Origin of the sequence: Serinicoccus hydrothermalis, assembly GCF_001685415.1 — a bacterium.
Taxonomy (GTDB): Bacteria; Actinomycetota; Actinomycetes; order Actinomycetales; family Dermatophilaceae; genus Ornithinicoccus; species Ornithinicoccus hydrothermalis.
This window is the reverse complement of sequence record NZ_CP014989.1, coordinates 2,199,119-2,223,013: the sequence shown is the minus strand read 5'-3', so window position 1 is coordinate 2,223,013 and position 23,895 is coordinate 2,199,119. Positions and strand designations below refer to the sequence as shown.

The following is a 23,895-nucleotide window of genomic DNA, read 5'->3' as shown; positions in this document are numbered from 1 at the left end:
GAGGAGATCGACATGGGCCACCACGACGGCGACGCCACCACCCCGACCCCCGCGGCGCACCGGCACCAGCCGGCCGCGCCTTCCTACCCTCCGGCCCCGGAGGTGCCCAGCCCGCCGACCCCCAGCACCGCGGGTCAGGCCGCCGACAACCCGGTCTACACGCCGCGGACGCAGCCGGGGAAGGGCGGTGAGCTGCACCAGCAGCCGGGTCCGGACCAGCAGGTCCTCACCACTGCCCAGGGCCTGCCGCTCGCGGACGACCAGAACTCCCTGACCGCGGGCGAGCGCGGCCCCACCCTGCTCGAGGACTTCGCGCTGCGCGAGAAGATCTTCCACTTCGACCACGAGCGCATCCCGGAGCGGGTGGTCCACGCCCGCGGGTACGGCGCCCACGGCACCTTCACCGCGGCCGAGGACCTCTCCGACCTCACCTGCGCCTCGCTGTTCGCCGAGGCGGGCAAGCAGACGCCGGTCTTCGTCCGGTTCTCCACGGTCGCCGGGAACCTGGGCTCCTTCGACCTCGCCCGCGACGTGCGCGGTTTCGCGGTGAAGTTCTACACCGACGAGGGCAATTGGGACCTCGTTGGCAACAACATCCCCGTCTTCTTCGTGCAGGACGCGGTGAAGTTCCCCGACCTCGTGCACGCGGTGAAGGAGGAGCAGGACCGGGGCTGGCCGCAGGCGCAATCCGCGCACGACACCTTCTGGGACTTCGCCGGGCTCATGCCGGAGTCCACGCACATGCTGCTGTGGCAGATGTCGGACCGCGCCATCCCCCGCTCGTTCCGCTTCATGCAGGGGTTCGGCGTGCACACCTTCCGGTTCGTCGACGCTGACGGGGCCAGCACCTACGTGAAGTTCCACTGGGTCCCTCGCCAGGGCCTGCAGTCGGTCGTGTGGAACGAGGCGGTGAAGATCAACGGCGCGGACCCCGACTTCCACCGCAAGGACCTGTGGCAGGCCATCCAGAACGGTGACCTGCCGGAGTGGGACCTCGCCGTGCAGACCTTCGACGACGAGTTCGCCGACCGGTTCGAGTTCGACGTCCTCGACGCGACCAAGGTCATCCCCGAGGAGCAGGTGCCCCTGCGGGTCATCGGCACCCTGCGGCTGGAGCGGACGGTGGACAACGTCTTCAGCGAGACCGAGCAGGTGGCCTTCTGCACCCAGAACATCGTCCGGGGGATCGACTTCACCAACGACCCGCTGCTGCAGGGCCGCAACTTCTCCTACCTCGACACCCAGCTCAAGCGGCTCGGCAGCCCCAACTTCACCCAGCTGCCCATCAACGCCCCCCGGTGCCCCGTGGCCCACTTCCAGCGGGACGGGCACATGCAGACCGGCGCGCAGTCCGGCCGCGCCACCTACGAGCCGAACTCCTTCACCGGGGCGGCGGCCGGTCCGCGCGCGGACGCCGAGCGGGGCTACCGCAGCGTGGCCCGGCACGAGAGCGGCGACACCCGACGCACCCGACCGGAGTCCTTCGCCGACCACTACTCCCAGGCCGGGCAGTTCTGGCGCAGCCAGAGCGCGACCGAGCAGCAGCACATCCGGATGGCCTTCGTCTTCGAGCTCTCCAAGTGCGAGATCCCGCAGATCCGCACCCGTGTCGTGGCCAACCTGCGCAACGTGGACGAGGAGCTCGCCGCCGGTGTGGCCGACGGTCTCGGCATGGAGCTGCCGGACGCGACCGAGGCGCACCAGGCCCCGAGGCACGACCTGCCCGAGTCCCCGGCCCTGAGCATGACGACGCGGGCACCGGAGAGCTTCGCCGGGCGCAAGCTCGGGATCCTCGTGACCGACGGGGTCGAGGCCACGGTGCTGGACACGCTCCGGGACACCTTCGAGCAGGGCGGGGCCCTGGTCGAGACCATCGGCCTCAAGGTGGGCGGGGTCACCCTCGCGGACGGCACCCGACGTCCCGTGGACCACAAGATCGACGGCGCCCCCTCGGTGCTCTTCGACGCGGTGGCCCTGCTGGGCGACGGCACCGGCGCCGAGGAGCTCGCCGGCCACCCGGCCACGCGGGACTTCGTCTCGGACGCCTTCAGCCACTACAAGGTCATCGGCCACCTGCCCGGCGCCCGGGCGCTGCTCGAGGCCGGCGGCATCGACGGCAGCCTCGACGAGGCCTGCCACGACCTGGGCAGTGTCGACCCCCAGGAGTTCCTCGCGGCCTGCGGCGCGCTGCGCCACTGGGCCCGCGACGTCTGACCCGACCCCGCTTCGTCCACCCCCAGGAGAACCATGACCAGAGCAGACCTGTCCGCACTCCCCGGTCAGCACCAGGACTGGCCGGGCCGGGTCGCCGACCTCGACCCGCAACCCGACCACGGCGAGCAGTCGTGGACCGGCCGGGACCGCCTGACCGGTCGGCGGGCGCTCGTCACCGGCGGTGACTCCGGCATCGGTCGCGCGGTCGCGCTGACCTTCGCCCAGGAGGGCGCGGCCGTCGCGGTGGCCCACCTGCCGCAGGAGCAGGAGGACGCCGAGCGCACGCGCGAGCTGGTCGAGGCGGCCGGCGGCACCTGTCATCTCTTCGCCGTCGACCTGACCCGGCGGGACGCCAACGAGCAGCTGGCCCGGGACGCCGTGAAGGCCCTCGGCGGGCTCGACGTTCTGGTGGCGAATGCGGCATACCAGATGACCCACGACCTGCTCGAGGACTTCCCGCCCGAGCAGATCGAGCGGACCTTCGCGACCAACGTCTTCTCGCCGTTCTGGCTGGTGCGCGAGCTGGCCGAGGAGCTGAGCCCGGGCGGGTCGGTCATCGTCACGACCTCGGTCCAGGCCTACTCCCCGTCCGACCACCTGCTCGACTACGCCGCCACCAAGGCCGCGCTCAACAACCTCGTCGTCAACATGGCGGCCGAGCTGGGACCGCGGGGCATCCGGGTCAACGCCGTCGCCCCCGGCCCGATCTGGACCCCGCTCATCCCGGCGACCATGGCCGCCGACAAGGTCGAGGGCTTCGGCTCGGACACCCCGCTGGGTCGGGCCGGGCACCCCGTCGAGGTGGCCGCGGCCTACGTCTTCCTGGCCTCCGACGAGGCGAGCTACGTCTCCGGCACGGTGCTCGGGGTGACCGGGGGCAAGCCGGTCTTCTGAGGTCGCCCACACCGACCACCGCCGGGTCGTGCCCACGCCACGCCTCTCCTGCCGGACCCGCCCGGATGAGAGGCTAGGGCCATCGGACACGGAGGAGGCGCAGCCATGGCGGACGGGCTCGACCCAGGTGAGCGCGAGCAGCTGACGTATGCGTTGGACTCGCGCCTCGGGCCTCATCTCGAGGCGGCGACCGCCGCCGTGCGCGAGGCCGAGCGGGCGCTGACCGACGCCCAGGAGCGGCGCGCCGCCGCCGAGCAGGCGGTCGCCCAGGCGGCCTACACCTCCGACCCGCTGCCCTTCATGCGCCAGGGCGTGGAGGAGGAGGTGGACGGGCTGGCCCGCAAGACCACGGAGAAGAAGCTGCGGACGTCCTACCGGTTCCTGGTCGACCGCGCGGTCGACCTGGCCGCGGCCGAGGTGCAGCGCTACGGCGACGACCGGGTCGCGGACCGGAGGGAGCGCGAGGAGGGCGTGGAGGCCTGCCGGGAGGCGGAGCGGCGTGCGACGCGAGACCTCGGGGCGGCTCAGCAGATGCTCGAGCGCGTGCGCCTCGCCGACCAGGCCGCACGCCGCGGCCTGGACGTCCTGGTCGCCCGGCTCAGCGACCCGCCGCAGGGCGGCTAACCAGCCGCGACCAGCAGGTCGACCAGCTCACCGATGACGGGCCAGGCCCCGGTGGAGGTGTTGCCGAGCACGCTCAGGGTCGCGCCCGTCGCGGGGTCGTGCGTGGAGCGGAAGGACACCCCGGCGTCGCAGCCCTCCATCACCAGCAGGGGTGCGGTGGCGTGCAGCCAGAGACCGGCGGCGTGCCGCAGCCCCTCGTCGGGGACGTCGTGCCGCGGCGTGGTGAGCAGCTCGAGCAGCGCCGGACCCACGATGCGCCCCTGCAGCAAGGCGCCCCAGAAGCGGTGCAGGTCCGGCGCCGTGCTGACGATGCCACCGTCACCGTTGCCGAGGACGGGCAGGTGCAGGACGTTGGTGCGCAGTCCGGTGGCGTCGAGGTAGCCCCGTGCCGCGTCCGCGGGCAGCTCGTCGCTGCGCAGGAACCCGGTGCTGGTCAATCCGGCCCGCCCGCAGACCTCCTCCTCGACGAACCGCTGGTAGCCCTGGCCGCTGCGCCGCTCCACGACCAGCGCCAGCACGACGTAGCCACCGTTGCAGTAGGCGAAGCGCTCCCCGGGGGCGAAGGCCTGGGGGTAGCCGTCCAGCACGGGCAGGAAGGCCTCGGCGTCGACGAGGGTGTGGACGGGCACGGGCAGCACGTAGTCGTCGATCTCCCACCCGGCCGACTCGTCCAGGTAGTCACCGATGCCGGAGGTGTGGCTCAGCAGGTGCAGGGGCGTCACCGCGTCGTCCACGAGCGGCAGGTCCTCGCCCAGCACGCCGCGCACCGGCTCGTCCAGGCGCAACCGCCCCTGCTCGACCAGCCGCAGCACCGCGAGAGCGGTGAAGGTCTTGCCGCCGCTGGCGAGGGCGTAGCGGGTGGACCGGGAGTGGGGCACCTGGAAGGCGCGCTCGGCATACCCGAAGGCGCGGGTCACCGGCTCGTGCCCGGGGACGTCGAGGCTGACGAGACCGCTGAAACCGTCCTCCGCGGCGGCTGCTGACAGCGCCGTGTCGTCGAGACGGGGCATGGTGGTCATCGCAGCTCTCCTCCTGGTGCGCCTGCGCGCGGGTGCGCGCGGCGCCTCCAGGATGGCCGGGTCCCTGGCCGATGTCGACGGGTTTGTGGCGCGCCCAGGCCCGCCTCGCCGACGCCGGGAGCGAGGGCGCGCCGGTCAGGCGACGCAGAACTCGTTGCCCTCCGGGTCCTGCATGACGACGTGACCGAGGATGCTCCGGCCCTCCTCGTCGGTGTAGGCCTCCTCGCGCACGGTGCTGGCGCCGAGCCCCCGCAGCTGCTCGACCTTCGCCCGGATGAGCCCGGCCCGCACCGGCCAGTCCCACGGCGGCTCGCCCGCGACGCGGATGTCGAGGTGGATCCGGTTCTTCGCGCTCTTGGCCTCGGGCACCCGCAGCCAGCCGATCGCGGGGCCGACGCCGTCCGGGTCGACGATCGAGGCGGCGTCCGGCTCCTCGAACCCCGGCTCCCGGACGTAGCCCAGCGCCGCGGCCCAGAAGGTCGCCTGCCGCTGGGGGTCCTGCGCGTCGCAGCCGAGCGTCCAGGGAGTGGCCATGGCCCCGAGCGTAGGACCCCTCGCGGACGCCTCGCGTCCGCGAGGGCCACGTCAGCGGCTCGGGTCGAGGAGGGTCATGCCGGCGACGACCGCGCGGTCGAGGACCGGCAGCAGCTCGGCCGCCTCCTCCAGCCCGACGACACGCTCGACGAGCCGCTCGGGCGCCAGCGAGCCCTGCTCGATGAGGGCCAGCATCTCCGGGTAGTCGACGGCCGGCATGCCGTGGCTCCCCAGCAGGTCCAGCTCCCACCCGATGACCCGCTCCAGGGGCACCCGGGGGTGGCCGACCGCCCCGGGCAGGAGCCCGACCTGGACGTGCCGCCCGCGACGACGCAGGCCCAGCAGCGCGTCGCTGCACGTCTGCTCGCTGCCGACGGCGTCCACGGAGACGTGGCTGCCCCCACCGGTGAGGTCGTGGATGGCCTGCGGGACGTCGCGGCCGTCGGCGAGGACGGTGTGCTCGACCCCCAGCCCGGCGGCGACCGCCAGGGCCTGCGGGTTGCGGTCGACCGCGACCACGCGTGCGCCCACCGCCCGGGCGATCATCGCGACGCTCAGGCCGACCCCGCCGGCGCCGAGGACGCTCACCCACTCCTGCGGCGCCACCTGCGCCCGGGCGACGACGGCTCGGTTTGCCGTGGCGAACCGGCACCCCAGGCTCGCCGCCGTCGTGAGCTCGATGGTGGGGGGCACGGCGACGAGGTTGGTGTCGGCCGCGTGCAGGGCCACCAGCTCGGCGAACGACCCGTGGTGGGTGAAACCGGGCTGCTGCTGGTCCGGGCACACCTGTGCCTGACCCGAGCGGCACCACCCGCACCGGCCGCACCCGCACACGAACGGCACCGTCACGCGGTCACCCGGGCGCCACCGCCGCACCTGATCGCCGACCTCGGTGACGACCCCGGCGAGCTCGTGACCGGGGACGTGCGGGAAGGCGATGTCCTCGTGTCCCGCCCAGGCGTGCCAGTCGCTGCGGCACAGCCCGGTCGCGTGGACCTGCACGACCACGCCGTCCGGCGGGGCGACCGGCTCGGCGATCTGCTGCACCCGAGGCGTGGATCGGGCGGCGGACAGGACCAGGGCGCGCATCCGGCGAGTCTGCCACCCCGTCGGGCTAGGCGTGCAGCCGCGCCAGCCGGGTGGTGAGCAGGTCCTGGCGGTGCGCGTTGCCGTGCAGAGCGACATACCTGTCCCCGAAGACCTGGAGCAGGGAGTCGTCGAGCCGGCGGACGGCACCGGGCGGGTAGCGGTAGCCCATCCGTGCCTCGATGTCCTCGACGTCGACGTCGCGCAGCACCTCGCGCAGCTCGGACAACGAGCTGATCCCGAGCTCGAGCAGCAGGCCGCTGATCCAGGCGTAGTGATCGGTGCGCGACCACCCGGCGTCGACGAACTGGCCCGCGAGGAAGGCCGCGAGGTCGGTGGGGCTGATCCGCGGGTCGTCGTCGAGGGCGTCGGCCGGCGACGTCAGCTCCTCGCGGTGCCGGTCCCGGATCGCGGTGAACTGCTGGTCGGCCAGCTCCAGCAGCCCGGCGGCGAGGGTGAAGCGGCGGTCGAAGTCGTGCGCGTGCTCCTCCGGCACCGACCCCTTGTAGCGGATGTCGTGCTCGAACTCGGCCCACGCGTGCTGCAGCACGGTGCGGATCTGGACCGACGCGGGTTGCTCCGGGGGTATGCCCGCCTCCCGCGCCCGTTCCTCGTCCAGGGCCACGAGCAGGTGGCGGCTGGAGTAGCCGAAGCGTCCCTCCGCCGCGGTCTCCTGGCCCATGTCGCGGTCGTCGCGCACGTCGAGCTGCGCCGCGAGGAGCTGGGCGACGGCGTCCACATCGGCCTGCACGTAGGTGACGACCCGGACGCCGATCTGGTCGGTGATGTCGGTGAGCGGCTTGGGATGGACGAGCCGGCCCCCACGGCTGCGCCGGGCCGCCTTGCCGGCGAAGGACTCCACGCTCTTGGTCCGCCCGCTCACCGCGAGGTAGTTGATGCCCGCGTCGTCCAACATCCGGGTGACGACGCCGACGTAGGCGTCGGTGGCGGCCCTCAGGGCCTCGTGGCCCGCGGCATACCGCGCCACCGCCCGGCGGATCCGCGTCGACTGGTTGCTCGCCATGGGCCCAGCCTGCCGCACCGCGGCGTCCGGGCGCGCCATCTGGCGGCGGGGGGTACCGGCAGGGCCGGTCATCTGTGCACAAAGTGCTACATTTGCGCACATGCCGACGATCGCCTCGCGGGACCTGCGCAACCACACCTCGAGCGTCCTGGCCGAGGTGGGTCGGGGCGAGGTCTACACCGTCACCGTTCACGGACGGCCGGTCGCCGAGCTGCGGCGGGTCCAGGCGCAGCGCCGTCCGGGCATACCCCGCGAGGACCTGGTCGCCCTCCTCGACCGCCAGCAGCCGGACCCGAGCCTGGCGGAGGACCTGGCCTGGATCACCGAGGGCAGCACCGACGACCTCCGCGGGCTCGACTGACGTGGCTTCAAGGCGTGCTCTGGTCGACACCAGCGTCTGGATCTCCGGCGAGCTGGGCCGACCAGTGGACCGCGACCTGCTCCCTGAGGAGGCCGCGGTGTGCGTGGTCACCGTGGCGGAGCTGCAGGCCGGCGTGCTCGCCGCTGGTGACAGCGTGTCGCGCTCCCGCCGGCTGGACACGCTGCACGTCGCGCTCGACGCGGAGGTCCTGCCGATCGACACGAGGGCCGCACAGGTCTGGGCCGAGCTGCGGGTGCGACTGCGCGACGCCGGTCAGCGGATGAACGTCAACGATCTGTGGATCGCCTCGGTCGCCGTGAGCCACGGCCTTGCCCTGGTCACCCAGGACGACGACTTCGCCGTCCTGGCCGAGCTCGGAGCCGTTGACGTCATCAAGGTGTGAGGCCCTCGGGCCGTCACGCCTCGAGCGCGGCGCGGCGGCGCTCCCGGGCCATCGCGAGCAGGCCCAGCACCGGGCCGGGGAGCAGCAGCCACGCGATCGCCGGGCCGAGGCCGGCATACGCGGCGGAGGCGAGCACGATCGAGACCGCGCTGATCGCGAAGCCGGCGCTGTTCTGGATCGCGAGGGCGCTGCCCACGAGGTGCGGCGGGCAGGCGCGCGAGCTGAGCGCGGAGAACTGCGGCGAGTCGGTGATGACCGCGACGCCCCACAGGAGCAGCGCGAGCAGGACCAGCCAGGAGGGGCCGCCGGCGAGCAGCGGGTAGGCCGCGCACATCACCCCCGAGGTCGCGAGCGCCACCGCGGCCACCCGCCCGCTGCCCCAGCTGGCCGACAGCCACCCGCCGACGACGCAGCCGACCGCGCCGACGCCGATGACGGCGAAGGACCACGCCGACACCTCGGCCGAGGCCGGGGACAGCGCGTCCGCGACCAGCAGCGGGACGACGGTCCAGAGGGCATACAGCTCCCACATGTGGCCGAAGTAGCCGAGCGCGGCGAAGCGGTAGTCGGGGACGGTGAACGCGCGCAGCACCGCACCCCAGCGCAGCCCGTCCGGCGAGGCGGTGGGCAGGTGCGGCCCGTCACCGAGCCGGAGCACGACCGCCGCCGCGACCAGGGCGAGGACGGAGGAGGTGAGCATGACCTGGGACCAGTCGAGACCGACGCCGACGGCGCGGATGCCGTGCGGGAGCGCGGTGCCGAGGGTGAGCATCCCGACGAGCCAGCCGAGCGTGGAGCCGGCCCGCTCCGGTGCCCAGGAGACGACCATCTTCATCCCGAGCGGGTAGACCCCGGCCAGCGTGACGCCGGTGAGGAAGCGCCACACCATGCCCTCCGCGAGGCCGGAGGCGAGCAGCGCGAAGCCGGCGTTGGTCAGGGCGGCGACCACCGCGGAGACGGCGAAGACGCGGCTGGACCGGAAGCGGTCGGCCAGACTGGTCATGGCCATGGCGATCGTGCCCACCGCGAAGCCCAGCTGGACCGCCAGCGTGAGCCGCCCGACCCCGCCGGCGTCCAGGCCCCACTCGACGCGCAGACCGTCGGCGGCGCTGTTGGCGCTGAACCACACCGAGCTCCCGAGCAGCATCGCCAGCACGATCGTGGCGACGGCACGCCGGGGGGAGGTCGTCATGCGCCGACCCTAGGGCTCGCTGGCACCCAGGTCCTCCCGGGGCGAGGATGGGCGCCATGGGACGCCTCGTGTATGCCGGGATCGGGTCGCTGGACGGCTACGTCGCCGACGCGGAGGGCGAGTTCGACTGGAGCGCGCCGGACGCCGAGGTCCACGCCTACCTCAACGAACGGGACAAGCTGGTCAGCGCGGAGCTCTACGGCCGCCGCCTCTACGAGGTGATGAAGGTCTGGGAGACCTACGGCACCGGGCCGGACGCGGAGCCGGAGGAGCGGCAGTACGGCGAGCAGTGGCGCGGCCGCCCCAAGGTGGTCTTCTCCCGGACGCTCACCGGGGTGGACACCGCGCACACCACGCTGGAGCGCGACGTGGACCCCGGGCGGCTGCGCGCCTATGTCGACGCGGCGGAGGGGGACGTCTCGATCGGCGGGCCGGAGCTCGCCGCGCACGCGCTGCGGGCCGGGATCGTCGACGCGGTGGAGTACTACGCGAGCCCGGTCGTCCTGGGCGCAGGCACCCCCTGGCTGCCCGCGGACCTGCGGCTCGACCTGCGCCTCGTCGACGTGCACCGCTTCGGCAACGGCGTCGTGCACCTGGCCTACGAGCTCTGAGGGCAGTCCCCCGCCGGCGACGTCACAGAGCCGGCGTGAGGTCGGTATGCGTGAAGTCGTCACCCTTGAAGAGCAGCGGCTCGCCGCTCTCGCGGGCGAGGGCATACGCGAAGCAGTCACCGAAGTTGAGTCGAGCCGGGTGTCCGCTCCCCCGGCCGAAGTCTGCGAAGGCCCGCTGCGCGACGGCGCCTTGGGCGACGGTGAACGGCTCGACCGTGATGCGCAGCGCCTCCAGGAGATCCTCGACGCGCCGCTCCACGACCGGGTCCTCAAGCCGCCGGATGACGATGGCCAGCTCCAACCGCGTCCCGGTGGACATACGTGCTGCCGGCGCCCCGGCGAGCGCGGCGAGGATCGCGGGCCGCTCGGGCTCGTCCCGCAGGATCGCCACGATCGCGGAGGTGTCGACGATCACGTCGGCAAACCGGCGTCGTCGTAGAGGTCGTCGTGGTCGAGCAACGTCAGGTCGTGCCGACCCAGGTGGAGGTCCAGATCGGCCAGGATCGCGTCGACGCGGGTCCTACCGCTCGCGACGTCCTCCGTCGGCAGCCCGTCGAGGAGTTGTCGGAGGGCGAGCTCGATGACGCTGGTCTGGGAACGTCCGGTGCGGGCCGCCGCCTGCCGCGCGAGGTCGTGTACACGCGGATTCTTGATGTTCAGGCTCATGTCTACCATTCTACCTACGACATCTACCTTGGGTGGCAAAAGTAGACATCTGTGCCCAGGTCTCCGTGGATGTCGAGAACCGCGCGACGTCTCCGTCCCCTGGGCAGATGGCTGCCACCATGGTCGCCACGGACACCAGGAGGACATCATGGCGAAGTACCTGTTGCTCAAGCACTACCGTCGCAGCTCCGGGCCGGCCCCGCTGCCCGGCACCGACGTGCCGATGGAGCAGTGGACGCAGGAGGAGATCGACGCCCACCTGACGTTCATGGACGACTTCGCGGACGGGCTGCGCGAGCGCGGCGAGTTCGTCGACGGCCAGGCGCTCTCCCCCGAGGGCACCTTCGTCCGTTACGGCGGCGAGGGCAAGCCGCCAGTCACCGACGGTCCCTTCGCCGAGACCAAGGACCTCATCGCGGGCTGGATGATCATCGACGTCGACAGCGAGGAGCGCGCCCACGAGGCGGCGGCCGAGCTGTCCGCGGCCCCGGGTCAGGGCGGCGAGCCGATCTGCGAGTGGCTCGAGGTGCGGCCCTTCCTCACCCGGGAGCCCACGGCCGACGCCTGACATGACCACCGTCGAGGACCTGCTGCGGCAGCTCGGCCCCCGGGTGCTGGGCGTCCTCGTCCGGCGCGGAGCAGACTTCGCGTCGGCCGAGGACGCCGTGCAGGAGGCCCTCATCGAGGCGGTCACCCGCTGGCCGGAGGGTATGCCGTCGGACCCGCAGGCGTGGCTGGTCACCGTCGCCTGGCGCCGGTGGCTGGACCACGTGCGCTCGGAGTCGGCCCGGCACCGGCGCGAGCGGGCCGACCTGGAGGAGCCGCCGCCCGGGCCGACCGAGCAGGCCGACGACACCCTCCACCTGCTCTTCCTGTGCTGCCACCCCGCGCTCAGCCCCTCCTCGGCCGTGGCGCTGACGCTGCGTGCGGTCGGCGGGCTGACCACGCGCCAGGTCGCGGAGGCATACCTCGTGCCCGAGTCGACGATGGCCCAGCGGATCAGCCGGGCCAAACGCACCATCGCCGAGCAGGGGCTCGACGCGGAGGGCGAGCGCGACCTCGGCCGGGTGCTGCGGGTGCTCTACCTCGTCTTCAACGAGGGCTACGGCGGCGAGGTCGACCTCGCCGCCGAGGCGATCCGGCTCGCCCGGGAGCTCGTCGGGCAGACCGACGACCCGGAGGCCACGGGGCTGCTGGCGCTCATGCTGCTCCACCACGCGCGGCGCGCCAGCCGCTTCGCCGCCGACGGCTCCCTCGTCACGCTCGCCGACCAGGACCGCTCCCGCTGGGACACGGCGCTCGCGGCTGAGGCGGTCGACCTGCTCCACGCGGCGCTGGCCGCCGACCGGCTCGGCGAGTTCCAGGCGCAGGCGGCGATCGCCGCGCTGCACGCGGACGCCCCGAGCGCGCAGGAGACGGACTGGCCGCAGGTCGTGGGCTGGTACGACGAGCTGCTCGCGCTCACCGGTAGCCCCGTGGTCGCCCTCAACCGGGCGGTCGCGGTGGGCGAGGCGGACGGCCCGCAGGCCGGGCTGCGCGCGCTGGAGGAGGTGCCCGAGGGCATACCCCGGCGTGAGGCGGCGCACGCCTTCCTCCTCGAACGCTCCGGCGAGACCACCCAGGCCGCGGAGCTGTATGCCCGCGCCGCCGCCCGCGCGAGCAGCACCGCCGAGCGCGACCACCTGACCCGGCAGGCGGCCCGGTTCAGGTCCCGGTGACCTCGGCGACGCGGTCGGCCAGACGCAGCAGGCCCTGGCGGATCATCGCGCCGTATCCGTCGTCGGGGAGCGCGTCGGCCGACGCGAGACCGGCGTCGAGCTGGGCCTGCGCCTCACGCGTCTGCCCTTGGCGCAGGTAGCCGTCGCCGAGGTTGAGGTGCAGGCTCGGGGCCAGGCCGGCGGCACTCGCGATGCCGACGGGAGCCAAGTCCTCGTCGCGGACGTGCGGGTACTCAGCCAAGGCTCGCTCGTCCCAGGCCACCTCGTCGTCCAGCTCGGCCTCGAGGTCGGCGAGGTAGTGGGCCAGGACGCAGCGCTGGGCGTGGTCGGGGTCGCGGGTCTGCTCCCACAGGCCACGCAGCCGCTGGGCGCCACGCTCCCCCTCACCCGAGAGGGCCAGGCCGATGGCTGCGGTGATGTCGTCCCACGCGATCATGCGAGAAACCCTAGGTCCGGCCACCGACAACGAGGCAAGGACTCATGTCGCCCCCGCGAGGTAGGGGTCGACCCAGGCGCTGATGATCCTGGCCGCGCGGCCGGCCTGGTCGCGCCCGGTGAGCAGGTGGTCCGCGCCCTCCAGCGACACGAAGCTGCGCGGGTGCCGGGCGGCGCGGAAGATCTCGCTGGCGTTGCGGATGCCCACGGTGTTGTCGGTCGGGGAGTGCATGACGAGCAGCGCCCGGCGCAGCGTGCGGATCTGGTCGTGCAGGTCGGCCGCCCGCACGTCCTCGATGAAGTGGCGCCGCAGCGTCAGCGCCTTGCCGCCCACGAGGAAGGGCGCCTCGCCCTCGCCCATGATCCGCTCCATGAGGGCGTCGTAGTTGTGCTCGACGTGGCTGGGCTCGTACGGGGCTCCGACGCTGGCCACGGCCAGCACCGAGTCGACCTCGTGCGCGGCCGCCAGCACGGCAGCGCCACCGAAGGAGTGGCCCACGAGCAGCCGCACGTCGTGGCCGGTGTCATTCATGAAGCGCACGGCCTGCGCGGTGTCGGCGACCTTGTGCGAGAACGAACCGTCGCCCCAGTCGCCCTCCGAGCCGCCCAGGCCCAGGTTGTCGAAGCGCAGCATCCCGATCCCCTCGCGGGCCAGCTGCTTGCAGATGCGGCTCGCGGCGGGGCTGTCCTTGCCGAGCGTGAAGCCGTGGGAGAAGACACCCCAGCCGCGCACCTGTCCCTCAGGGTGGTCGACGAGGCCGGCCAGCCGCGGGCCGCTCGTGCTGGGGAACCACACGCGCTCGGCCACGCCCCACATCCTGGCAGATCGGCCGCGCGCGCCGGGTTCGTCCGGCGGCCAGGCGCCGGGGGTCGGGTAGCGTCAGCGCCGCCACCCGCCACCCGCCAGCACCCAGGAGGACCGGATGATCGACGTGATGCTGGCCGCCGGCATCTCCATGACGCTCGCGCTGCTGTGCACGCCGGCCTTCATCCGTTTCCTCGTCCGCCGCCGCTACGGGCAGTTCATCCGCGACGACCTCACCCACCACCACGTCAAGCGGGGCAAGCCCACCATGGGCGGGGCGGTGATCATCGGGGCGGCGCTGGCCGGCTACTTCGGCTCCCACCTCCTGCTGCTCCTGCTCGGGGCCACCGGCTCGCTCGACGTGGAGGCCAGACCGATCTCGCTCAGCGCGCTGCTCGTGCTCTTCCTGCTCACCGGCCTGGGGCTCATCGGCTTCTTCGACGACTACACCAAGATCAGCAAGGAGCGCAGCCTCGGCCTCACCTCCGGGCAGAAGCTCGTGGGCCAGGCCGCGGTGACCGTCGTCTTCGCCCTCGCGGCGCTGCTCGTGAAGGACGACGACGGCCGCTCCCCCGCCTCGACCGCCATCTCCTTCGTCCGCGACACCCCGCTCGACCTGGCCTTCGCCGGACCGGTCCTAGGGGTCCTGCTCTTCCTGCTCTGGTCCAACCTGCTCATCACCGGCGCGTCGAACGGGGTCAACATCACCGACGGTCTCGACGGGCTGGCGACCGGGGCGTCGACCATGGTGTTCGGGGCATACACGGTCATCGCGATGTGGCAGGCGAGCCAGAGCTGCGCCGTCGAGCCCGGGGTGGGGTGCTACCGGATCAGCGACCCGCTCGACCTCGCCGTCGTCTCCGCCGCGATCGCCGGCGCCTGCTTCGGGTTCCTGTGGTGGAACGCGTCGCCGGCCCAGATCATCATGGGCGACACCGGCTCGCTCTCGCTCGGGGCGGCGCTGGCGGGGATGGCGATCCTCACGCACACCCAGCTGCTCCTCGTCGTGCTGGGCGGGCTCTTCGTGATCATCACCTTCTCGGTGATCATCCAGGTCATCAGCTTCAAGCTCACCGGCCGGCGGGTCTTCCGCATGGCGCCGCTGCACCACCACTTCGAGCTGCTCGGCTGGGCCGAGGTGACGATCGTCGCGCGCTTCTGGATCATCGCCGGGATCTGCGTCGCCGCGGGTCTGGGCCTGTTCTACGCGGAGTGGCTCGCCAACCTCTGAGCGCCGCTTCGTCAACTGCGCGCCGGTATGTCATTCCGGAGCCTGTTCGTGCAGGCTCCCAGATGACGAACCGGCTTCCAGACGCCCCGTCAGCCGGTGCGGACCGCCCGGAGCACGACGTCGTCGACGTGGTGGGTCGAGGCGGCACCTGCCGGGCGGGGCCGGGTCTCGTGGACCTGCACCGTCCAGCCCGGCTCCTGCGCCAGCGCCGCGGCGATCTCCTCCACCCCGAGGTATGCCTCCGGGTCCCACATCCGGGTCTGCTCTGCCGGGTCGACGGGCTCGCGCATCGGCGCCTGGTCGTGGCTGACGACGAGCAGCGTGCCGCCGGGGGCGACCGCGCCCAGCAGGTTGCGCAGCCCGCGCTGCTCCGGGGTGCGCAGGAAGGAGCCGTACTGCAGCGACACCAGGTCGAAGGTGCTGCCGCCGTAGGCAGCCGGGGCGTTGGCGTCCGTGTGCAGCAGCGTCACGTCCAGGCCGCGGCTCTGCGCCGCGTCACCGACCTGCCGCAGCGCGGCACCGGAGATGTCGGTGGCGGTGACCTCCCACCCGCGCCCGGCCAGCCAGAGAGCGTCCCCACCCTCCCCGGCGCCGACGTCGAGGGCGCGGGCGGGGGGCATACCCTCCACCTCGGCGACGAGGGTGCCGTTGGGGTTGCCGCTCCACATGCGCTCGCCGCCGTAGCGGGCGTCCCAGTCGCCCTCCTCGCCCGAGGTGCGGGCGCGGGCCCGCAGGTCCTCGTCGGCGAGGCTGAAGGCGATCATCGCGCCGACCCGGCTGCCGTGCGCCGCCGAGGGCAGCACCTGCAGCGAGGGGTCGGTGAGGTTGCCCGCGGCATACACCCCGGCGACGGCGGTCTGCCCGGTCATCGGGTCCACCCCCAGCACCTCACCCAGGCCGCTGGGGTGCGCGCTGGGCTCCAGCCCGAGCGGGGCCAGCGCGTCGAGCCGGGCGCGGAAGCGGGTGCCGACCATCACGGCGTCGGCCTCGAGCGTGCGACCGTCGGCCAGCTCGACGCCCGCGACGGAGCCGTCCGGGTGAGTCGTGAGGCGGGTGACGTCGGTGCGCTCGACCGTAACGCCAGCCGTCTCGATCGCGTCCAGGGCCGTCGCGGCGGTCTCGTCGAGGTCGCCGAGGCCGTGCAGCACGACGGTGAGGCGGTCGGTGAGGTGGCGCAGCAGCGGGGTCGGGTGGAGGCCCATCGGGTGGGTGACGACCTGGACGAGGCGCTGGTCGCGCACCTCGTAGCCGTGGCAGAAGGGGCAGTGGATGACGTCCTGCCCCCAGCGCGACGCGAGCCCCTCGATGTCGGGAAGCTCGTCGACGATCCCGGTGGCGGCGAGGACGCGGCGCGCGAGGAGGGTATGCCCGCCGCTCAGCTCGACGCGGAAGCGTCCGTCGGCGGCGGGCCGGACGGCGAGCACCCGGCCGGTGAGCACCTCACCGCCGTAGCGGCGCACCTCCTCGCGACCCACGGCGACGAGCTCGGAGGGCGGTGCCGCCTCGCGGCCGAGGTAGCCGTGCATGTGCGCGGCCGGTGCGTTGCGGGGCGTGCCGTCGTCGACGACCACCACGGTGCGGCGCTGCCGGGCGAGCTGCAGGGCCGCCGCCAGCCCGGCCGCCGAGCCGCCGATCACGGCCACGTCGCAGTGGCGCTCGACAGGAGGTCGCGAGGAGTGGTCGTGATCGTGGGAGTGCTCGTGAGCCATGCCTCCACGATAGACCCGGCATGCGGCATACGCTCAACAGTTTGCAGAATTTGCAAGATCACGGCAGGCTGATGGCATGAGCCCCAGCACGGACGTCGAGGCGCTGGCCCGCGCCCGGCTGCGCAGCCTGCGGACCACCCTGGGCTACTCGCTGGAGGAGCTCGCGGCGCGCACCCACCTCAGCCCCTCGACGATCAGCCGGGTCGAGACCGGGCGGCGCACGCTCGGTCTGGACGTGCTCGTGCCCCTCGCACAGGCGCTCGGCGTCAGCCTCGACGCGCTCTTCGAGACGCCGGGTGACGAGGACGTGGTGATACGGCCGGCGCCGCACAGCTCGGGCGGGCAGACGACGTGGCCGCTGAGCCGGCCCGACGGACGCACCATCGCGATGAAGATGCGGGTCGAGCCGAGCCGGAGCCGGCCGGACCAGCGCGTGCACCCGGGGCACGACTGGTTCGTCGTGATCGAGGGGCGCGTGCGACTGCGTCTCGGGGACCGCGAGATCGAGGTGGACACGGGTGAGGCGGCGGAGTTCTCCACCATGACGCCGCACGCCGTCGAGGCCGTCGGCGGGCCGGCCGAGCTCATCATGATCTTCGACCGTGAGGGGCAGCGCGCGCACGTCCACCAGTGACGGGGGTGCCATCAGCTCCGTGGGTACGGCTGGTACTTGTGCTTCAGTCCTTGTCGGTGCCAATCACACGCCACCTGTGAACCAGCCGATGAACCGCTCCCAGATCGTTCTTCCTCCACGCTCTGACTTCTGTGCGCCCCGATCCTTCTGCCCGACTACTTCGCTGGCAGGCACCTGCCCCCCAGGGCTGTCGACGACGCAGGGCGCGGCAGGCACCTGAGGAGGTGTTGGATGAGGATCCTCGGACTTCTCTGATGACGTCCTTTCGTCCTTGGTGGAGCCTTCCGCCTCCGTGGAGGTGCACTGCGTCTGCGCACGAGGTGAGGTCACTCTTGGGGGAGCTGGAGTCACGCTCGACCGCGAGCGTTGCCACGCGCGATAGTCCTCGTCAAGGATCCACCCGCCGTAGTAGTGCGGTTCAGAACGGGGATGCCACCGGCGCACTCCTCCCCAGACCTGGCGGAGAAAGAGTGGCAGAGGCATGGGCCGCGACTCGAAGAACGACTCCCCGGGTTCGTCGCGTCGTGGGTTCAGACCGAGGACGGTCGAGGAGGCCATGATCTTGTACTGGTGCTCCTCCGAGTCGGACCACGGAGCACCCGGGCGAAATCCTCGCGGCGTCTGCACCAAGATGCGGACTTGCACGCACGGCATGTCGAACATGTATCTCGCATTAGCGTCACTGTCAGCTTGTCGCAAGAGCCATAGAACGTCGTCATAAGGCGCGGAGCGCGCCTCGATATCGGTGGCAACACGCTGGATCTCGACGCGACCCCTGCACGCGCCGGGTACGAAGACATCAGCCTTGATGCCGCCGCTCAGGACTGTTTCCACCTCGGCGCATGCGTATCCCGCCTCGATGGCCCATGTGTGGACGATTTTCTTGAGCCACGCATGCTCGTCCGTCTCCGGTCCCGTTGTCCCGCTGTGCGCCGACACCTCCACGGGCGTGTCCGAGTCTAGATGGCCGCAGGGAATCGCCTTCCTGGCGTACCGGAAGAAGCGCGTCACCACTCCATCGTCACGAGCCCGCTCTACGGCGATGAGCCGTTGTCCGCATTCGATATCAGGACAGAACAACCTGGGCCTTGGACCCTCTGCCGGGTGAGAGATGCACCAGTCGTGGTCGTCGTCCGCACGCAGGACACGACCACTCCCCTCCCCGAAGCGTGCGGTGATCTTCATGTGCCACCAATACAGCAAGGGTCTGACACCTACCCACTTTTCCCCTGCCTATGGGGCTAAGATTTACACATGCGTATGCACATAGAGCTCGACGACGACGTGGTGCGCGAGGTCGACCGCCTCGCCGGACCGCGTGAGCGAAGCGCCTTCGTGCGGCGTGCCGTCGTCCAGGCGCTCGATGACGCACGCCGGGCCGAGGCACTGCGCCAGTCTGCGGGCAGCTTGGACCAGGCCGTCGCTCATGCCTGGGACGACGACGCCGCCGCCTGGGTCCGACAGACGCGTCGGGCGGACGAACGTCGCACCGGTTGAGGGGGGTGCCAATGCTGCAGCTTCTCGACACGACCGTGCTCATCGACCACCTTCGGGGTCGACCTGCGGCGCAACGCGTCCTCGACATGCAGGCTCGTGGTGATACCCCGGCCACGACCGCGATCAATGTGGAGGAGGTCGTCCGCGGACTGCGTCCAGCCGAGGAAGAGGCAGCGCAGACCCTTGTCGAGGGGCTCGTGATCCTGCCGGTCACGGGTGAGGCCGCCTGGCTAGCCGGTCGCTGGCGCCGCGACAACGCCGCTCGCGGCCGGACGCTGGCCCAGGCCGACTGCCTCATTGCGGCCATAGCCTCCCTGGCCGGCACGCCACTGGTGACGGGCAACCCGAAGGACTTCCCGATGGCCGATGTCTCCGTCGTGCACTGGCCCGTCGGCACATAGACGCCTCTGATCGCGCACCCCTGCGCGTGCTGTCGAGGACGCGACGTGTCCGCGAATCGCGCAGACACTCCACCTTCGTGGCCTCGGTCCGAGTACGGTCACCACCATGGACATGCTCATGGGGGACCAGATCGCGTACGCCGGGCTCATCGGCTGGGTGAAGCTGGCGCAGGGACTCCACGCGCGTTACCTCGTCGACGACTTCACCGCGGGGGCGCGCTTCGTCACCGCGGTGGGGGAGGCCGGCGACGCCCTCGGGCACCATCCGCAGGTGGTGTCTCTGGGTGAGCGCCATGTCGACCTCAAGCTGGTCACCGCCGACGCGATCTACCGCGAGGGGGACGGCACCGAGCACGTCGTCGAGTGGCCGACACAGCAGGACGTGGACCTCGCCCGGCGGATCACTGAGGTCGCCGAGGACCACGGGCTGAGTGCCGATCCCGCGGGCGCCAGCGTCATCGAGCTCGGCCTCGACACCGCGGCCTCGGGCACGGTCGCCCCGGTCTGGGCCGCGCTGCTGGCCGGTGAGGCCGAGGCGCAGGGTCGCGGCACCCCGAGCGACGAGGTCCGGGACGGCACCGGGCGGGTGCCCAACCTCTGGTTCGGCGGCGCTCCCGACGAGGGCTCGCGCCAGCGGTTCCACGTCGAGGTCTACGTCAGTCTCGAGGAGGCCCGGAGGCGGATCGACGCCGCGGTGGCAGCGGGCGGCACCGTCGTCGACGACAGCGAGGCACCCGGTATGACCGTGGTCGCCGACCAGGAGGGCAACACCGGCGTGGTCTGCGTCGACACCTCCGCGATCGCAGATCCGTCGCCGGACGAGCGCTGAGGGGCGCGGGATGGCGACGGACACGGCATACCGGATCGAGCCGCTGAGCCCGCAGACCTGGGACGCCTTCGCGGGCCTGGTCGAGCGCCACAACGGGATCTTCGGCGGGTGCTGGTGCACCCATTTCCATCCCTCGTGCGCCGAGCGCGGGCCGGGCTACGAGGGCAGCCGGGCGATGAAGAAGGCCTACGTCGAGCAGGGCAGGGCACACGCGGCGCTGGTCATGGACGGTGACGAGGCGATCGCCTGGGCGGAGTACGGCCCGCCGGAGGAGCTGCCCAACATCCACCACCGCAAGCAGTACGACGCGGAGAAGAGCGGGGACCCGGACTTCCGGATCACCTGCGTCTTCGTCGACCGGCGATACCGGCGGCGGGGCGTGACCGAGCTGGCGATCACCGGCGCGCTGGAGATGGTCGCGCGGGCCGGCGGCGGGGTGGTGGAGAGCTACCCGCACGACCTGACGAACCAGACGAAGAAGATGTCGTCCTCGTTCCTCTACAACGGCACGCGGCGGCTCTACGAGCGGCTCGGGTTCACCTACGACCGGCCCAAGGGGCTGAAGAACTGCGTCATGGTGACGACGGTCGAGCCCGCCTGACCCCGGCATACCGCTGACGGCTCCGACCCTGCGGCGGGGTAGAGCCCCTCGAATTCGGGTGATGGGCGCTCAGGTGATCTCGGGGGTCTCGCGCCAGGCCTGCATCAGCGGCGCCATCCCGGGACCGAGCTCGGGCACGGAGGCGACGAAGGCGTGCGCGGCGACGAGCTGGACGTTGCGGGCGACGGCCATGAGGCTGAGGCGCTCGGGGTCGGGGGTCGCTCCCCCGGCCGCGGTGTATGCCTCCAGCATCTCCTCCGAGCAACCCACGAGGTCCCACTCCAGCGGTGCCAGCCCGACGTGCTCGAGGTCACCGACGAGCGTGCCGTGCGGGGTGACCAGGGCGTTGTAGTAGGGCGCGTCGCCGTGGGTCGGGACCAGGCCGTCGACCGCCGAGCAGCGCTCGCGCACGACCGCCAGCTCCCGCCGGGCGCGGGCGACGTCCTCGCCGGGCAGGGCCTCGGAAGCGGCCACGTCGTCGAGCATCGACTCGCAGCCCTCGAGCGGCACCCACTCCGCGAGGTCGCCGGGGTAGTCCTCGAGCGCCCGGTGCAGCCGGGCGACCAGAGGCATACGCCGCAGGAAGACCTCCGCCTCGAAGCCCTCGTCGCGGTGCTCCACCCAGCGCCAGGCGGTGATGGCGACGCCCTCGACGACATGCACCGTCGGGGGCAGCAGGTCGCTGGGCGCGACGACGGGGAAGTCCTGCTCGACGAGCCAGGCCGAGACGTCGAGCTCGCGCTGACGCTGCGCGACGTCGTCGGCGAGCGGTACCACGGTCAGCGTCGGCACCCGCAGCACGACGGGGGCGGGCGCGAGGTGGACGATCACGCTGAACGAGTCGTGCAGCACGCGGAGGTCGTCGGTCGGCAGTCCGTGCCGGGTCGCGAGCGTGGTCGTGAGCGCCAGTGCGCGCTCGGCACGCGGGGACATCGTGGTCATCGGGAAACTCCTGAATGGACGTGGATGGTCGCTCGGTGCCCTCCGGCGTCGAGCCTGACGTCGCAGGTGTGGAGCGGCGCGTCGAGCGCTTCCGCCAGCGCGAGGTATGCCGCGTCGTAGCTCGTGTACTGGTGCCGCAACTCCCAGATCCGCTCGGCGAGGGGCACCGTCTCGTACCGGTCGACGACCAGACTTACATAGTCGACGAGCGCAGAGTCACCGGCGGAGGGTGGCAGCTTGTTGCTCAGCGTCAGCCCTCGCAGGGCGGACAGGACCTGCAGGTCCAGCACGTGTGGCGCTGCGATCTCGCCGGCCAGTGCATCGAGAAGCGACTCGTCCACGTCACGACCGACGAGCGCCTCGACCATCGCCGAGGCGTCGACCACGATCACCGTCGAGCCTGCTGCAAAGCATCGGTGATCTCAGCCCCGGTGGGACCATCGCGGCGATCGACCCGCCGAAGGCGCTCGACGATCTCGCCATTGGTTGGCCGCGCGGCGATGCGCCCGAGCTCACCGACGACGTAGGCGGACAGGGACTTCCCCTCCTCCGCCGCACGCCGCTTCAGCGTGTCAGCGACGTCCTCAGGCACGTCGCGCACATAGAGAGTCGTCATGGCCCCATGCTAGCGCTGTGCAAGCAGCCTCGCCGGTCGGCGCCCGCCCTGTGCTCGAGGGCGGACGACAAACCCTTCCGCGAGGCGTGCGCCATGGTGGACGCTGTGTCCATGACCAACACGATCGATGCTCCCGCTGACGTCCTCCCCGCCCGGACCGAGCGGCACCTCGTCCGCTACGGCTCGGCCTTCTCGCCGCGCATCATCGAGCGGGCCGAGGGGGCATACCTCTGGGACGAGGACGGCAACCGGATCCTCGACTTCACCTCGGGGCAGATGAGCGCCGTGCTCGGCCACGGGCATCCCGACATCGTGCGGGCGGTGAGCTCGTCGGTGGCGACGCTCGACCACCTCTACAGCGGGATGCTCAGCCGACCCGTGCTGGAGTTCGCCGAGCGCCTCGCGGGCACCCTGCCGGAGCCGCTCTCGCGCATCCTGCTGCTGACCACGGGGGCGGAGTCCAACGAGGCCGCGGTCAAGATGGCCAAGCTCGCCACCGGCTGCTTCGAGGTGGTGGCCTTCGACCGTTCCTGGCACGGGATGACCACCGGGGCGGCCTCGCTCACCTACTCGGCGGGGCGTCGCGGCTACGGGCCGGCCATGCCCGGCAGCCTGACCCTGCCCAGCCCGGACGCCTACCGCTCGCCCTTCCGTCACGACGACGGTTCCTACGACTGGCGCACCGAGCTGGACTACGGCTTCGCGCAGATCGACCGCGCCTCCTCCGGCAGCCTCGCCGCGTGCCTCGTCGAGCCGATCCTGTCCTCGGGCGGGATCATCGAGCTGCCGCCCGGCTACCTGGCGCGGCTGCGGGAGCTGTGCGACGAGCGCGGCATGCTGCTGATCTACGACGAGGCCCAGACCGGCCTGGGACGCACCGGGCAGATGTATGCCTTCGAGCGGGACGGCGTGGCGCCCGACATCCTCACCCTCTCCAAGACCCTCGGCGCGGGTATGCCGGTGGCCGCGGTCGTCACGTCACCGGCCATCGAGGAGCGCTGCCACGAGCGCGGCTTCCTCTTCTTCACGACCCACGCCTCCGACCCGCTCGCCGCGAGCGTCGCCTCCACCGTGCTCACGGTCATCGAGCGCGACGGGCTCGTCGAGCAGGCCGCTGCCCGCGGGCAGGTGCTGCGGGAGCGGCTGCTGGACCTGCGTGATCGCTTCGAGCAGGTCGGCGACGTGCGCGGTCGCGGCTTGCTCCAGGGCCTGGAGCTCGTCACCGACAAGGCGAGCCGCACCCCTGCCGACGAGCTGGGCGCCGCCGTCACCACCGAGTGCCTGAGGCGCGGGCTGCACATGAACATCGTCCAGCTCCCCGGCATGGGCGGCGTCTTCCGCATCGCCCCGCCGCTCACCATCACCGACCACCAGCTGGTCGAAGGGCTGGACCTCCTGGAGGCCTCGCTGGCAGCAGTGCTCTGACCGGCTCAGATCTCGCCGCTTCCAGCCTCGAGCATCTGGGTGAGCTGGATGAGGTTGCCGCAGGTGTCGTCGAGCACCGCGGTACGCACCGCGCCCATGTCCGTGGGTGGCTGCGTGAAGCGCACGCCCTTGTCCGTCAGCTCCGCGTAGGCGGCATCGACGTCCTCGACACCGAACATCGTCAGCGGGATGCCGTCGGCGACGAGGGCGTCCTTGAACGACCGGAAGGCAGGGTGACCTGAGGGCTCCAGCAGCAGCTCGACCCCGTCGGGGTCCTCGCTGCCCACGACGGTCAGCCATCGGTCGTCGCCGAGAGGGATGTCGGTCTTCGTCACGAATCCGAGGACGGTGGTGTAGAAGGTCAGCGCCTGCGCCTGATCGTCGACGTAGACGGACGTGTGCGTGATCACGGGGTTCATGAGGC

30 protein-coding genes are annotated in these 23,895 nt (G+C 72.0%); 15 read left to right on the top strand and 15 right to left on the bottom strand.

Annotated elements, in window-relative coordinates; genetic code table 11:
• The first annotated feature begins 12 nt into the window (after positions 1-12).
• From SGUI_RS10245 to SGUI_RS10235, 3 genes are all read left to right on the top strand, one after another.
• On the top strand, positions 13-2,214 hold the full coding sequence (locus SGUI_RS10245) for a catalase (RefSeq protein ID WP_083190626.1): 2,202 nt from the start codon (positions 13-15) through the stop codon (positions 2,212-2,214).
• Positions 2,215-2,247: 33 nt separating this feature from the next.
• Positions 2,248-3,108, top strand: a complete 861-nt coding sequence (locus tag SGUI_RS10240; protein ID WP_066639636.1) for an SDR family oxidoreductase — start codon at positions 2,248-2,250, stop codon at positions 3,106-3,108.
• Between the two features lie 105 nt (positions 3,109-3,213).
• Positions 3,214-3,732 carry a hypothetical protein gene (locus SGUI_RS10235; RefSeq protein ID WP_066639635.1) on the top strand — a complete coding sequence of 173 codons (519 nt, stop codon included), beginning with the start codon at positions 3,214-3,216 and terminating at the stop codon, positions 3,730-3,732.
• Here the strand turns inward: SGUI_RS10235 and SGUI_RS10230 are convergent.
• The 4 genes from SGUI_RS10230 to SGUI_RS10215 form a co-directional block, all read right to left on the bottom strand.
• Complete coding sequence (locus tag SGUI_RS10230; RefSeq protein WP_083190625.1) at positions 3,729-4,751, bottom strand: serine hydrolase domain-containing protein; 1,023 nt, start codon at positions 4,749-4,751, stop codon at positions 3,729-3,731. The genes SGUI_RS10235 and SGUI_RS10230 overlap by 4 nt on opposite strands.
• Before the next feature lie 135 nt (positions 4,752-4,886).
• Positions 4,887-5,285 carry a VOC family protein gene (locus tag SGUI_RS10225; protein WP_066639633.1) on the bottom strand — a complete coding sequence of 133 codons (399 nt, stop codon included), beginning with the start codon at positions 5,283-5,285 and terminating at the stop codon, positions 4,887-4,889.
• Positions 5,286-5,336: 51 nt separating this feature from the next.
• The gene (locus SGUI_RS10220; protein WP_066639624.1) at positions 5,337-6,374 is read right to left on the bottom strand and encodes a zinc-dependent alcohol dehydrogenase family protein; all 1,038 of its coding nucleotides are present in this window, start codon (positions 6,372-6,374) and stop codon (positions 5,337-5,339) included.
• A 25-nt stretch (positions 6,375-6,399) separates the two neighbouring features.
• Positions 6,400-7,395 (bottom strand): GTP pyrophosphokinase, encoded by a 996-nt coding sequence (locus tag SGUI_RS10215; protein WP_066643205.1) that lies wholly within the window; start codon positions 7,393-7,395, stop codon positions 6,400-6,402.
• A gap of 100 nt (positions 7,396-7,495) precedes the next feature.
• On the opposite strand from SGUI_RS10215, the gene SGUI_RS10210 reads away from it, so the two are divergent.
• Positions 7,496-7,756, top strand: a complete 261-nt coding sequence (locus SGUI_RS10210) for a type II toxin-antitoxin system Phd/YefM family antitoxin (RefSeq protein ID WP_066639622.1) — start codon at positions 7,496-7,498, stop codon at positions 7,754-7,756.
• A gap of 1 nt (position 7,757) precedes the next feature.
• A complete protein-coding gene (locus SGUI_RS10205) occupies positions 7,758-8,159 on the top strand; it encodes a PIN domain-containing protein (protein ID WP_191090893.1) in 402 nt (133 codons plus the stop codon).
• A gap of 13 nt (positions 8,160-8,172) precedes the next feature.
• Here the strand turns inward: SGUI_RS10205 and SGUI_RS10200 are convergent, their stop codons facing one another.
• Complete coding sequence (locus SGUI_RS10200; RefSeq protein WP_066639616.1) at positions 8,173-9,351, bottom strand: MFS transporter; 1,179 nt, start codon at positions 9,349-9,351, stop codon at positions 8,173-8,175.
• A gap of 56 nt (positions 9,352-9,407) precedes the next feature.
• On the opposite strand from SGUI_RS10200, the gene SGUI_RS10195 reads away from it, so the two are divergent.
• On the top strand, positions 9,408-9,962 hold the full coding sequence (locus SGUI_RS10195) for a dihydrofolate reductase family protein (protein WP_066639613.1): 555 nt from the start codon (positions 9,408-9,410) through the stop codon (positions 9,960-9,962).
• A 22-nt stretch (positions 9,963-9,984) separates the two neighbouring features.
• On the opposite strand, the gene SGUI_RS10190 is transcribed toward SGUI_RS10195, so the two are convergent.
• Positions 9,985-10,377 carry a type II toxin-antitoxin system VapC family toxin gene (locus SGUI_RS10190; RefSeq protein ID WP_066639610.1) on the bottom strand — a complete coding sequence of 131 codons (393 nt, stop codon included), beginning with the start codon at positions 10,375-10,377 and terminating at the stop codon, positions 9,985-9,987.
• Entirely contained in the window at positions 10,374-10,628 is a 255-nt protein-coding gene (locus SGUI_RS17700) for a type II toxin-antitoxin system VapB family antitoxin (RefSeq protein WP_066643200.1), read from the bottom strand. The genes SGUI_RS10190 and SGUI_RS17700 overlap by 4 nt, the downstream gene beginning before the upstream one ends.
• Before the next feature lie 148 nt (positions 10,629-10,776).
• On the opposite strand from SGUI_RS17700, the gene SGUI_RS10180 reads away from it, so the two are divergent.
• Together SGUI_RS10180 and SGUI_RS10175 are read left to right on the top strand one after the other, a co-directional pair.
• Complete coding sequence (locus SGUI_RS10180) at positions 10,777-11,196, top strand: YciI family protein (RefSeq protein WP_066639607.1); 420 nt, start codon at positions 10,777-10,779, stop codon at positions 11,194-11,196.
• Position 11,197: 1 nt separating this feature from the next.
• Positions 11,198-12,346 carry an RNA polymerase sigma factor gene (locus SGUI_RS10175; RefSeq protein WP_066639605.1) on the top strand — a complete coding sequence of 383 codons (1,149 nt, stop codon included), beginning with the start codon at positions 11,198-11,200 and terminating at the stop codon, positions 12,344-12,346.
• Here the strand turns inward: SGUI_RS10175 and SGUI_RS10170 are convergent.
• Together SGUI_RS10170 and SGUI_RS10165 are read right to left on the bottom strand one after the other, a co-directional pair.
• Complete coding sequence (locus tag SGUI_RS10170; RefSeq protein ID WP_066639603.1) at positions 12,333-12,782, bottom strand: hypothetical protein; 450 nt, start codon at positions 12,780-12,782, stop codon at positions 12,333-12,335. The genes SGUI_RS10175 and SGUI_RS10170 overlap by 14 nt on opposite strands.
• Positions 12,783-12,824: 42 nt before the next feature.
• Positions 12,825-13,589, bottom strand: a complete 765-nt coding sequence (locus SGUI_RS10165) for an alpha/beta hydrolase family protein (protein WP_066639601.1) — start codon at positions 13,587-13,589, stop codon at positions 12,825-12,827.
• 115 nt (positions 13,590-13,704) lie between these two features.
• On the opposite strand from SGUI_RS10165, the gene mraY reads away from it, so the two are divergent.
• Entirely contained in the window at positions 13,705-14,817 is a 1,113-nt protein-coding gene (gene mraY, locus SGUI_RS10160; protein ID WP_066639599.1) for a phospho-N-acetylmuramoyl-pentapeptide-transferase, read from the top strand.
• Between the two features lie 89 nt (positions 14,818-14,906).
• Here mraY and SGUI_RS10155 read toward each other — a convergent pair whose 3' ends face one another.
• Positions 14,907-16,526 carry a bifunctional NAD(P)/FAD-dependent oxidoreductase/class I SAM-dependent methyltransferase gene (locus tag SGUI_RS10155; protein ID WP_066639597.1) on the bottom strand — a complete coding sequence of 540 codons (1,620 nt, stop codon included), beginning with the start codon at positions 16,524-16,526 and terminating at the stop codon, positions 14,907-14,909.
• Positions 16,527-16,602: 76 nt separating this feature from the next.
• Here SGUI_RS10155 and SGUI_RS10150 point away from each other — a divergent pair, with 76 nt between their 5' ends.
• Entirely contained in the window at positions 16,603-17,160 is a 558-nt protein-coding gene (locus SGUI_RS10150) for a helix-turn-helix domain-containing protein (protein ID WP_066639594.1), read from the top strand.
• A 63-nt stretch (positions 17,161-17,223) separates the two neighbouring features.
• Here SGUI_RS10150 and SGUI_RS17460 read toward each other — a convergent pair whose 3' ends face one another.
• Entirely contained in the window at positions 17,224-18,345 is a 1,122-nt protein-coding gene (locus SGUI_RS17460) for a hypothetical protein (RefSeq protein WP_157621800.1), read from the bottom strand.
• 69 nt (positions 18,346-18,414) lie between these two features.
• Between SGUI_RS17460 and SGUI_RS17105 the strand changes: the two genes are divergently transcribed.
• The 4 genes from SGUI_RS17105 to SGUI_RS10130 all read left to right on the top strand — a co-directional run bounded on the left by SGUI_RS17105 (position 18,415) and on the right by SGUI_RS10130 (position 20,488).
• Positions 18,415-18,657 carry a hypothetical protein gene (locus SGUI_RS17105; RefSeq protein ID WP_083190622.1) on the top strand — a complete coding sequence of 81 codons (243 nt, stop codon included), beginning with the start codon at positions 18,415-18,417 and terminating at the stop codon, positions 18,655-18,657.
• Positions 18,658-18,668: 11 nt separating this feature from the next.
• On the top strand, positions 18,669-19,058 hold the full coding sequence (locus tag SGUI_RS10140; protein ID WP_066639590.1) for a type II toxin-antitoxin system VapC family toxin: 390 nt from the start codon (positions 18,669-18,671) through the stop codon (positions 19,056-19,058).
• A gap of 106 nt (positions 19,059-19,164) precedes the next feature.
• Positions 19,165-19,887: a VOC family protein gene (locus tag SGUI_RS10135; protein WP_066639588.1), complete on the top strand. Its 723-nt coding sequence runs from the start codon at positions 19,165-19,167 to the stop codon at positions 19,885-19,887.
• A 10-nt stretch (positions 19,888-19,897) separates the two neighbouring features.
• Positions 19,898-20,488 carry a GNAT family protein gene (locus tag SGUI_RS10130; protein ID WP_066639585.1) on the top strand — a complete coding sequence of 197 codons (591 nt, stop codon included), beginning with the start codon at positions 19,898-19,900 and terminating at the stop codon, positions 20,486-20,488.
• A gap of 69 nt (positions 20,489-20,557) precedes the next feature.
• On the opposite strand, the gene SGUI_RS10125 is transcribed toward SGUI_RS10130, so the two are convergent.
• From SGUI_RS10125 to SGUI_RS10115, 3 genes are read right to left on the bottom strand one after another with little or no spacing between them, the layout of a single operon-like run.
• Positions 20,558-21,430 (bottom strand): aminoglycoside phosphotransferase/kinase family protein, encoded by an 873-nt coding sequence (locus SGUI_RS10125; protein WP_066639582.1) that lies wholly within the window; start codon positions 21,428-21,430, stop codon positions 20,558-20,560.
• Positions 21,427-21,822 carry a type II toxin-antitoxin system VapC family toxin gene (locus SGUI_RS10120; protein WP_083190621.1) on the bottom strand — a complete coding sequence of 132 codons (396 nt, stop codon included), beginning with the start codon at positions 21,820-21,822 and terminating at the stop codon, positions 21,427-21,429. Before SGUI_RS10120 ends, SGUI_RS10125 begins: the two co-directional genes overlap by 4 nt.
• The gene (locus SGUI_RS10115) at positions 21,819-22,046 is read right to left on the bottom strand and encodes a FitA-like ribbon-helix-helix domain-containing protein (RefSeq protein ID WP_066639579.1); all 228 of its coding nucleotides are present in this window, start codon (positions 22,044-22,046) and stop codon (positions 21,819-21,821) included. The genes SGUI_RS10120 and SGUI_RS10115 overlap by 4 nt, the downstream gene beginning before the upstream one ends.
• A gap of 111 nt (positions 22,047-22,157) precedes the next feature.
• On the opposite strand from SGUI_RS10115, the gene SGUI_RS10110 reads away from it, so the two are divergent.
• Entirely contained in the window at positions 22,158-23,471 is a 1,314-nt protein-coding gene (locus SGUI_RS10110; RefSeq protein ID WP_066639575.1) for an aspartate aminotransferase family protein, read from the top strand.
• A 5-nt stretch (positions 23,472-23,476) separates the two neighbouring features.
• On the opposite strand, the gene SGUI_RS10105 is transcribed toward SGUI_RS10110, so the two are convergent.
• A complete protein-coding gene (locus SGUI_RS10105) occupies positions 23,477-23,890 on the bottom strand; it encodes a VOC family protein (protein ID WP_066639571.1) in 414 nt (137 codons plus the stop codon).
• Positions 23,891-23,895: the final 5 nt, after the last annotated feature.

What these genes read in the sequence shown, in the direction of transcription:
- SGUI_RS10245 (WP_083190626.1), top strand. Translation starts at nt 13, where the DNA reads ATGGGCCACCACGACGGCGACGCCACCACCCCGACCCCCGCGGCGCAC.
- SGUI_RS10240 (WP_066639636.1), top strand. Translation starts at nt 2,248, where the DNA reads ATGACCAGAGCAGACCTGTCCGCACTCCCCGGTCAGCACCAGGACTGG.
- SGUI_RS10235 (WP_066639635.1), top strand. Translation starts at nt 3,214, where the DNA reads ATGGCGGACGGGCTCGACCCAGGTGAGCGCGAGCAGCTGACGTATGCG.
- SGUI_RS10230 (WP_083190625.1), bottom strand. Translation starts at nt 4,751, where the DNA reads ATGACCACCATGCCCCGTCTCGACGACACGGCGCTGTCAGCAGCCGCC.
- SGUI_RS10225 (WP_066639633.1), bottom strand. Translation starts at nt 5,285, where the DNA reads ATGGCCACTCCCTGGACGCTCGGCTGCGACGCGCAGGACCCCCAGCGG.
- SGUI_RS10220 (WP_066639624.1), bottom strand. Translation starts at nt 6,374, where the DNA reads ATGCGCGCCCTGGTCCTGTCCGCCGCCCGATCCACGCCTCGGGTGCAG.
- SGUI_RS10215 (WP_066643205.1), bottom strand. Translation starts at nt 7,395, where the DNA reads ATGGCGAGCAACCAGTCGACGCGGATCCGCCGGGCGGTGGCGCGGTAT.
- SGUI_RS10210 (WP_066639622.1), top strand. Translation starts at nt 7,496, where the DNA reads ATGCCGACGATCGCCTCGCGGGACCTGCGCAACCACACCTCGAGCGTC.
- SGUI_RS10200 (WP_066639616.1), bottom strand. Translation starts at nt 9,351, where the DNA reads ATGACGACCTCCCCCCGGCGTGCCGTCGCCACGATCGTGCTGGCGATG.
- SGUI_RS10195 (WP_066639613.1), top strand. Translation starts at nt 9,408, where the DNA reads ATGGGACGCCTCGTGTATGCCGGGATCGGGTCGCTGGACGGCTACGTC.
- SGUI_RS17700 (WP_066643200.1), bottom strand. Translation starts at nt 10,628, where the DNA reads ATGAGCCTGAACATCAAGAATCCGCGTGTACACGACCTCGCGCGGCAG.
- SGUI_RS10180 (WP_066639607.1), top strand. Translation starts at nt 10,777, where the DNA reads ATGGCGAAGTACCTGTTGCTCAAGCACTACCGTCGCAGCTCCGGGCCG.
- SGUI_RS10175 (WP_066639605.1), top strand. Translation starts at nt 11,198, where the DNA reads ATGACCACCGTCGAGGACCTGCTGCGGCAGCTCGGCCCCCGGGTGCTG.
- SGUI_RS10170 (WP_066639603.1), bottom strand. Translation starts at nt 12,782, where the DNA reads ATGATCGCGTGGGACGACATCACCGCAGCCATCGGCCTGGCCCTCTCG.
- mraY (WP_066639599.1), top strand. Translation starts at nt 13,705, where the DNA reads ATGATCGACGTGATGCTGGCCGCCGGCATCTCCATGACGCTCGCGCTG.
- SGUI_RS10155 (WP_066639597.1), bottom strand. Translation starts at nt 16,526, where the DNA reads ATGGCTCACGAGCACTCCCACGATCACGACCACTCCTCGCGACCTCCT.
- SGUI_RS10150 (WP_066639594.1), top strand. Translation starts at nt 16,603, where the DNA reads ATGAGCCCCAGCACGGACGTCGAGGCGCTGGCCCGCGCCCGGCTGCGC.
- SGUI_RS17460 (WP_157621800.1), bottom strand. Translation starts at nt 18,345, where the DNA reads ATGAAGATCACCGCACGCTTCGGGGAGGGGAGTGGTCGTGTCCTGCGT.
- SGUI_RS17105 (WP_083190622.1), top strand. Translation starts at nt 18,415, where the DNA reads ATGCGTATGCACATAGAGCTCGACGACGACGTGGTGCGCGAGGTCGAC.
- SGUI_RS10140 (WP_066639590.1), top strand. Translation starts at nt 18,669, where the DNA reads ATGCTGCAGCTTCTCGACACGACCGTGCTCATCGACCACCTTCGGGGT.
- SGUI_RS10135 (WP_066639588.1), top strand. Translation starts at nt 19,165, where the DNA reads ATGGACATGCTCATGGGGGACCAGATCGCGTACGCCGGGCTCATCGGC.
- SGUI_RS10130 (WP_066639585.1), top strand. Translation starts at nt 19,898, where the DNA reads ATGGCGACGGACACGGCATACCGGATCGAGCCGCTGAGCCCGCAGACC.
- SGUI_RS10125 (WP_066639582.1), bottom strand. Translation starts at nt 21,430, where the DNA reads ATGACCACGATGTCCCCGCGTGCCGAGCGCGCACTGGCGCTCACGACC.
- SGUI_RS10115 (WP_066639579.1), bottom strand. Translation starts at nt 22,046, where the DNA reads ATGACGACTCTCTATGTGCGCGACGTGCCTGAGGACGTCGCTGACACG.
- SGUI_RS10110 (WP_066639575.1), top strand. Translation starts at nt 22,158, where the DNA reads ATGACCAACACGATCGATGCTCCCGCTGACGTCCTCCCCGCCCGGACC.
- SGUI_RS10105 (WP_066639571.1), bottom strand. Translation starts at nt 23,890, where the DNA reads ATGAACCCCGTGATCACGCACACGTCCGTCTACGTCGACGATCAGGCG.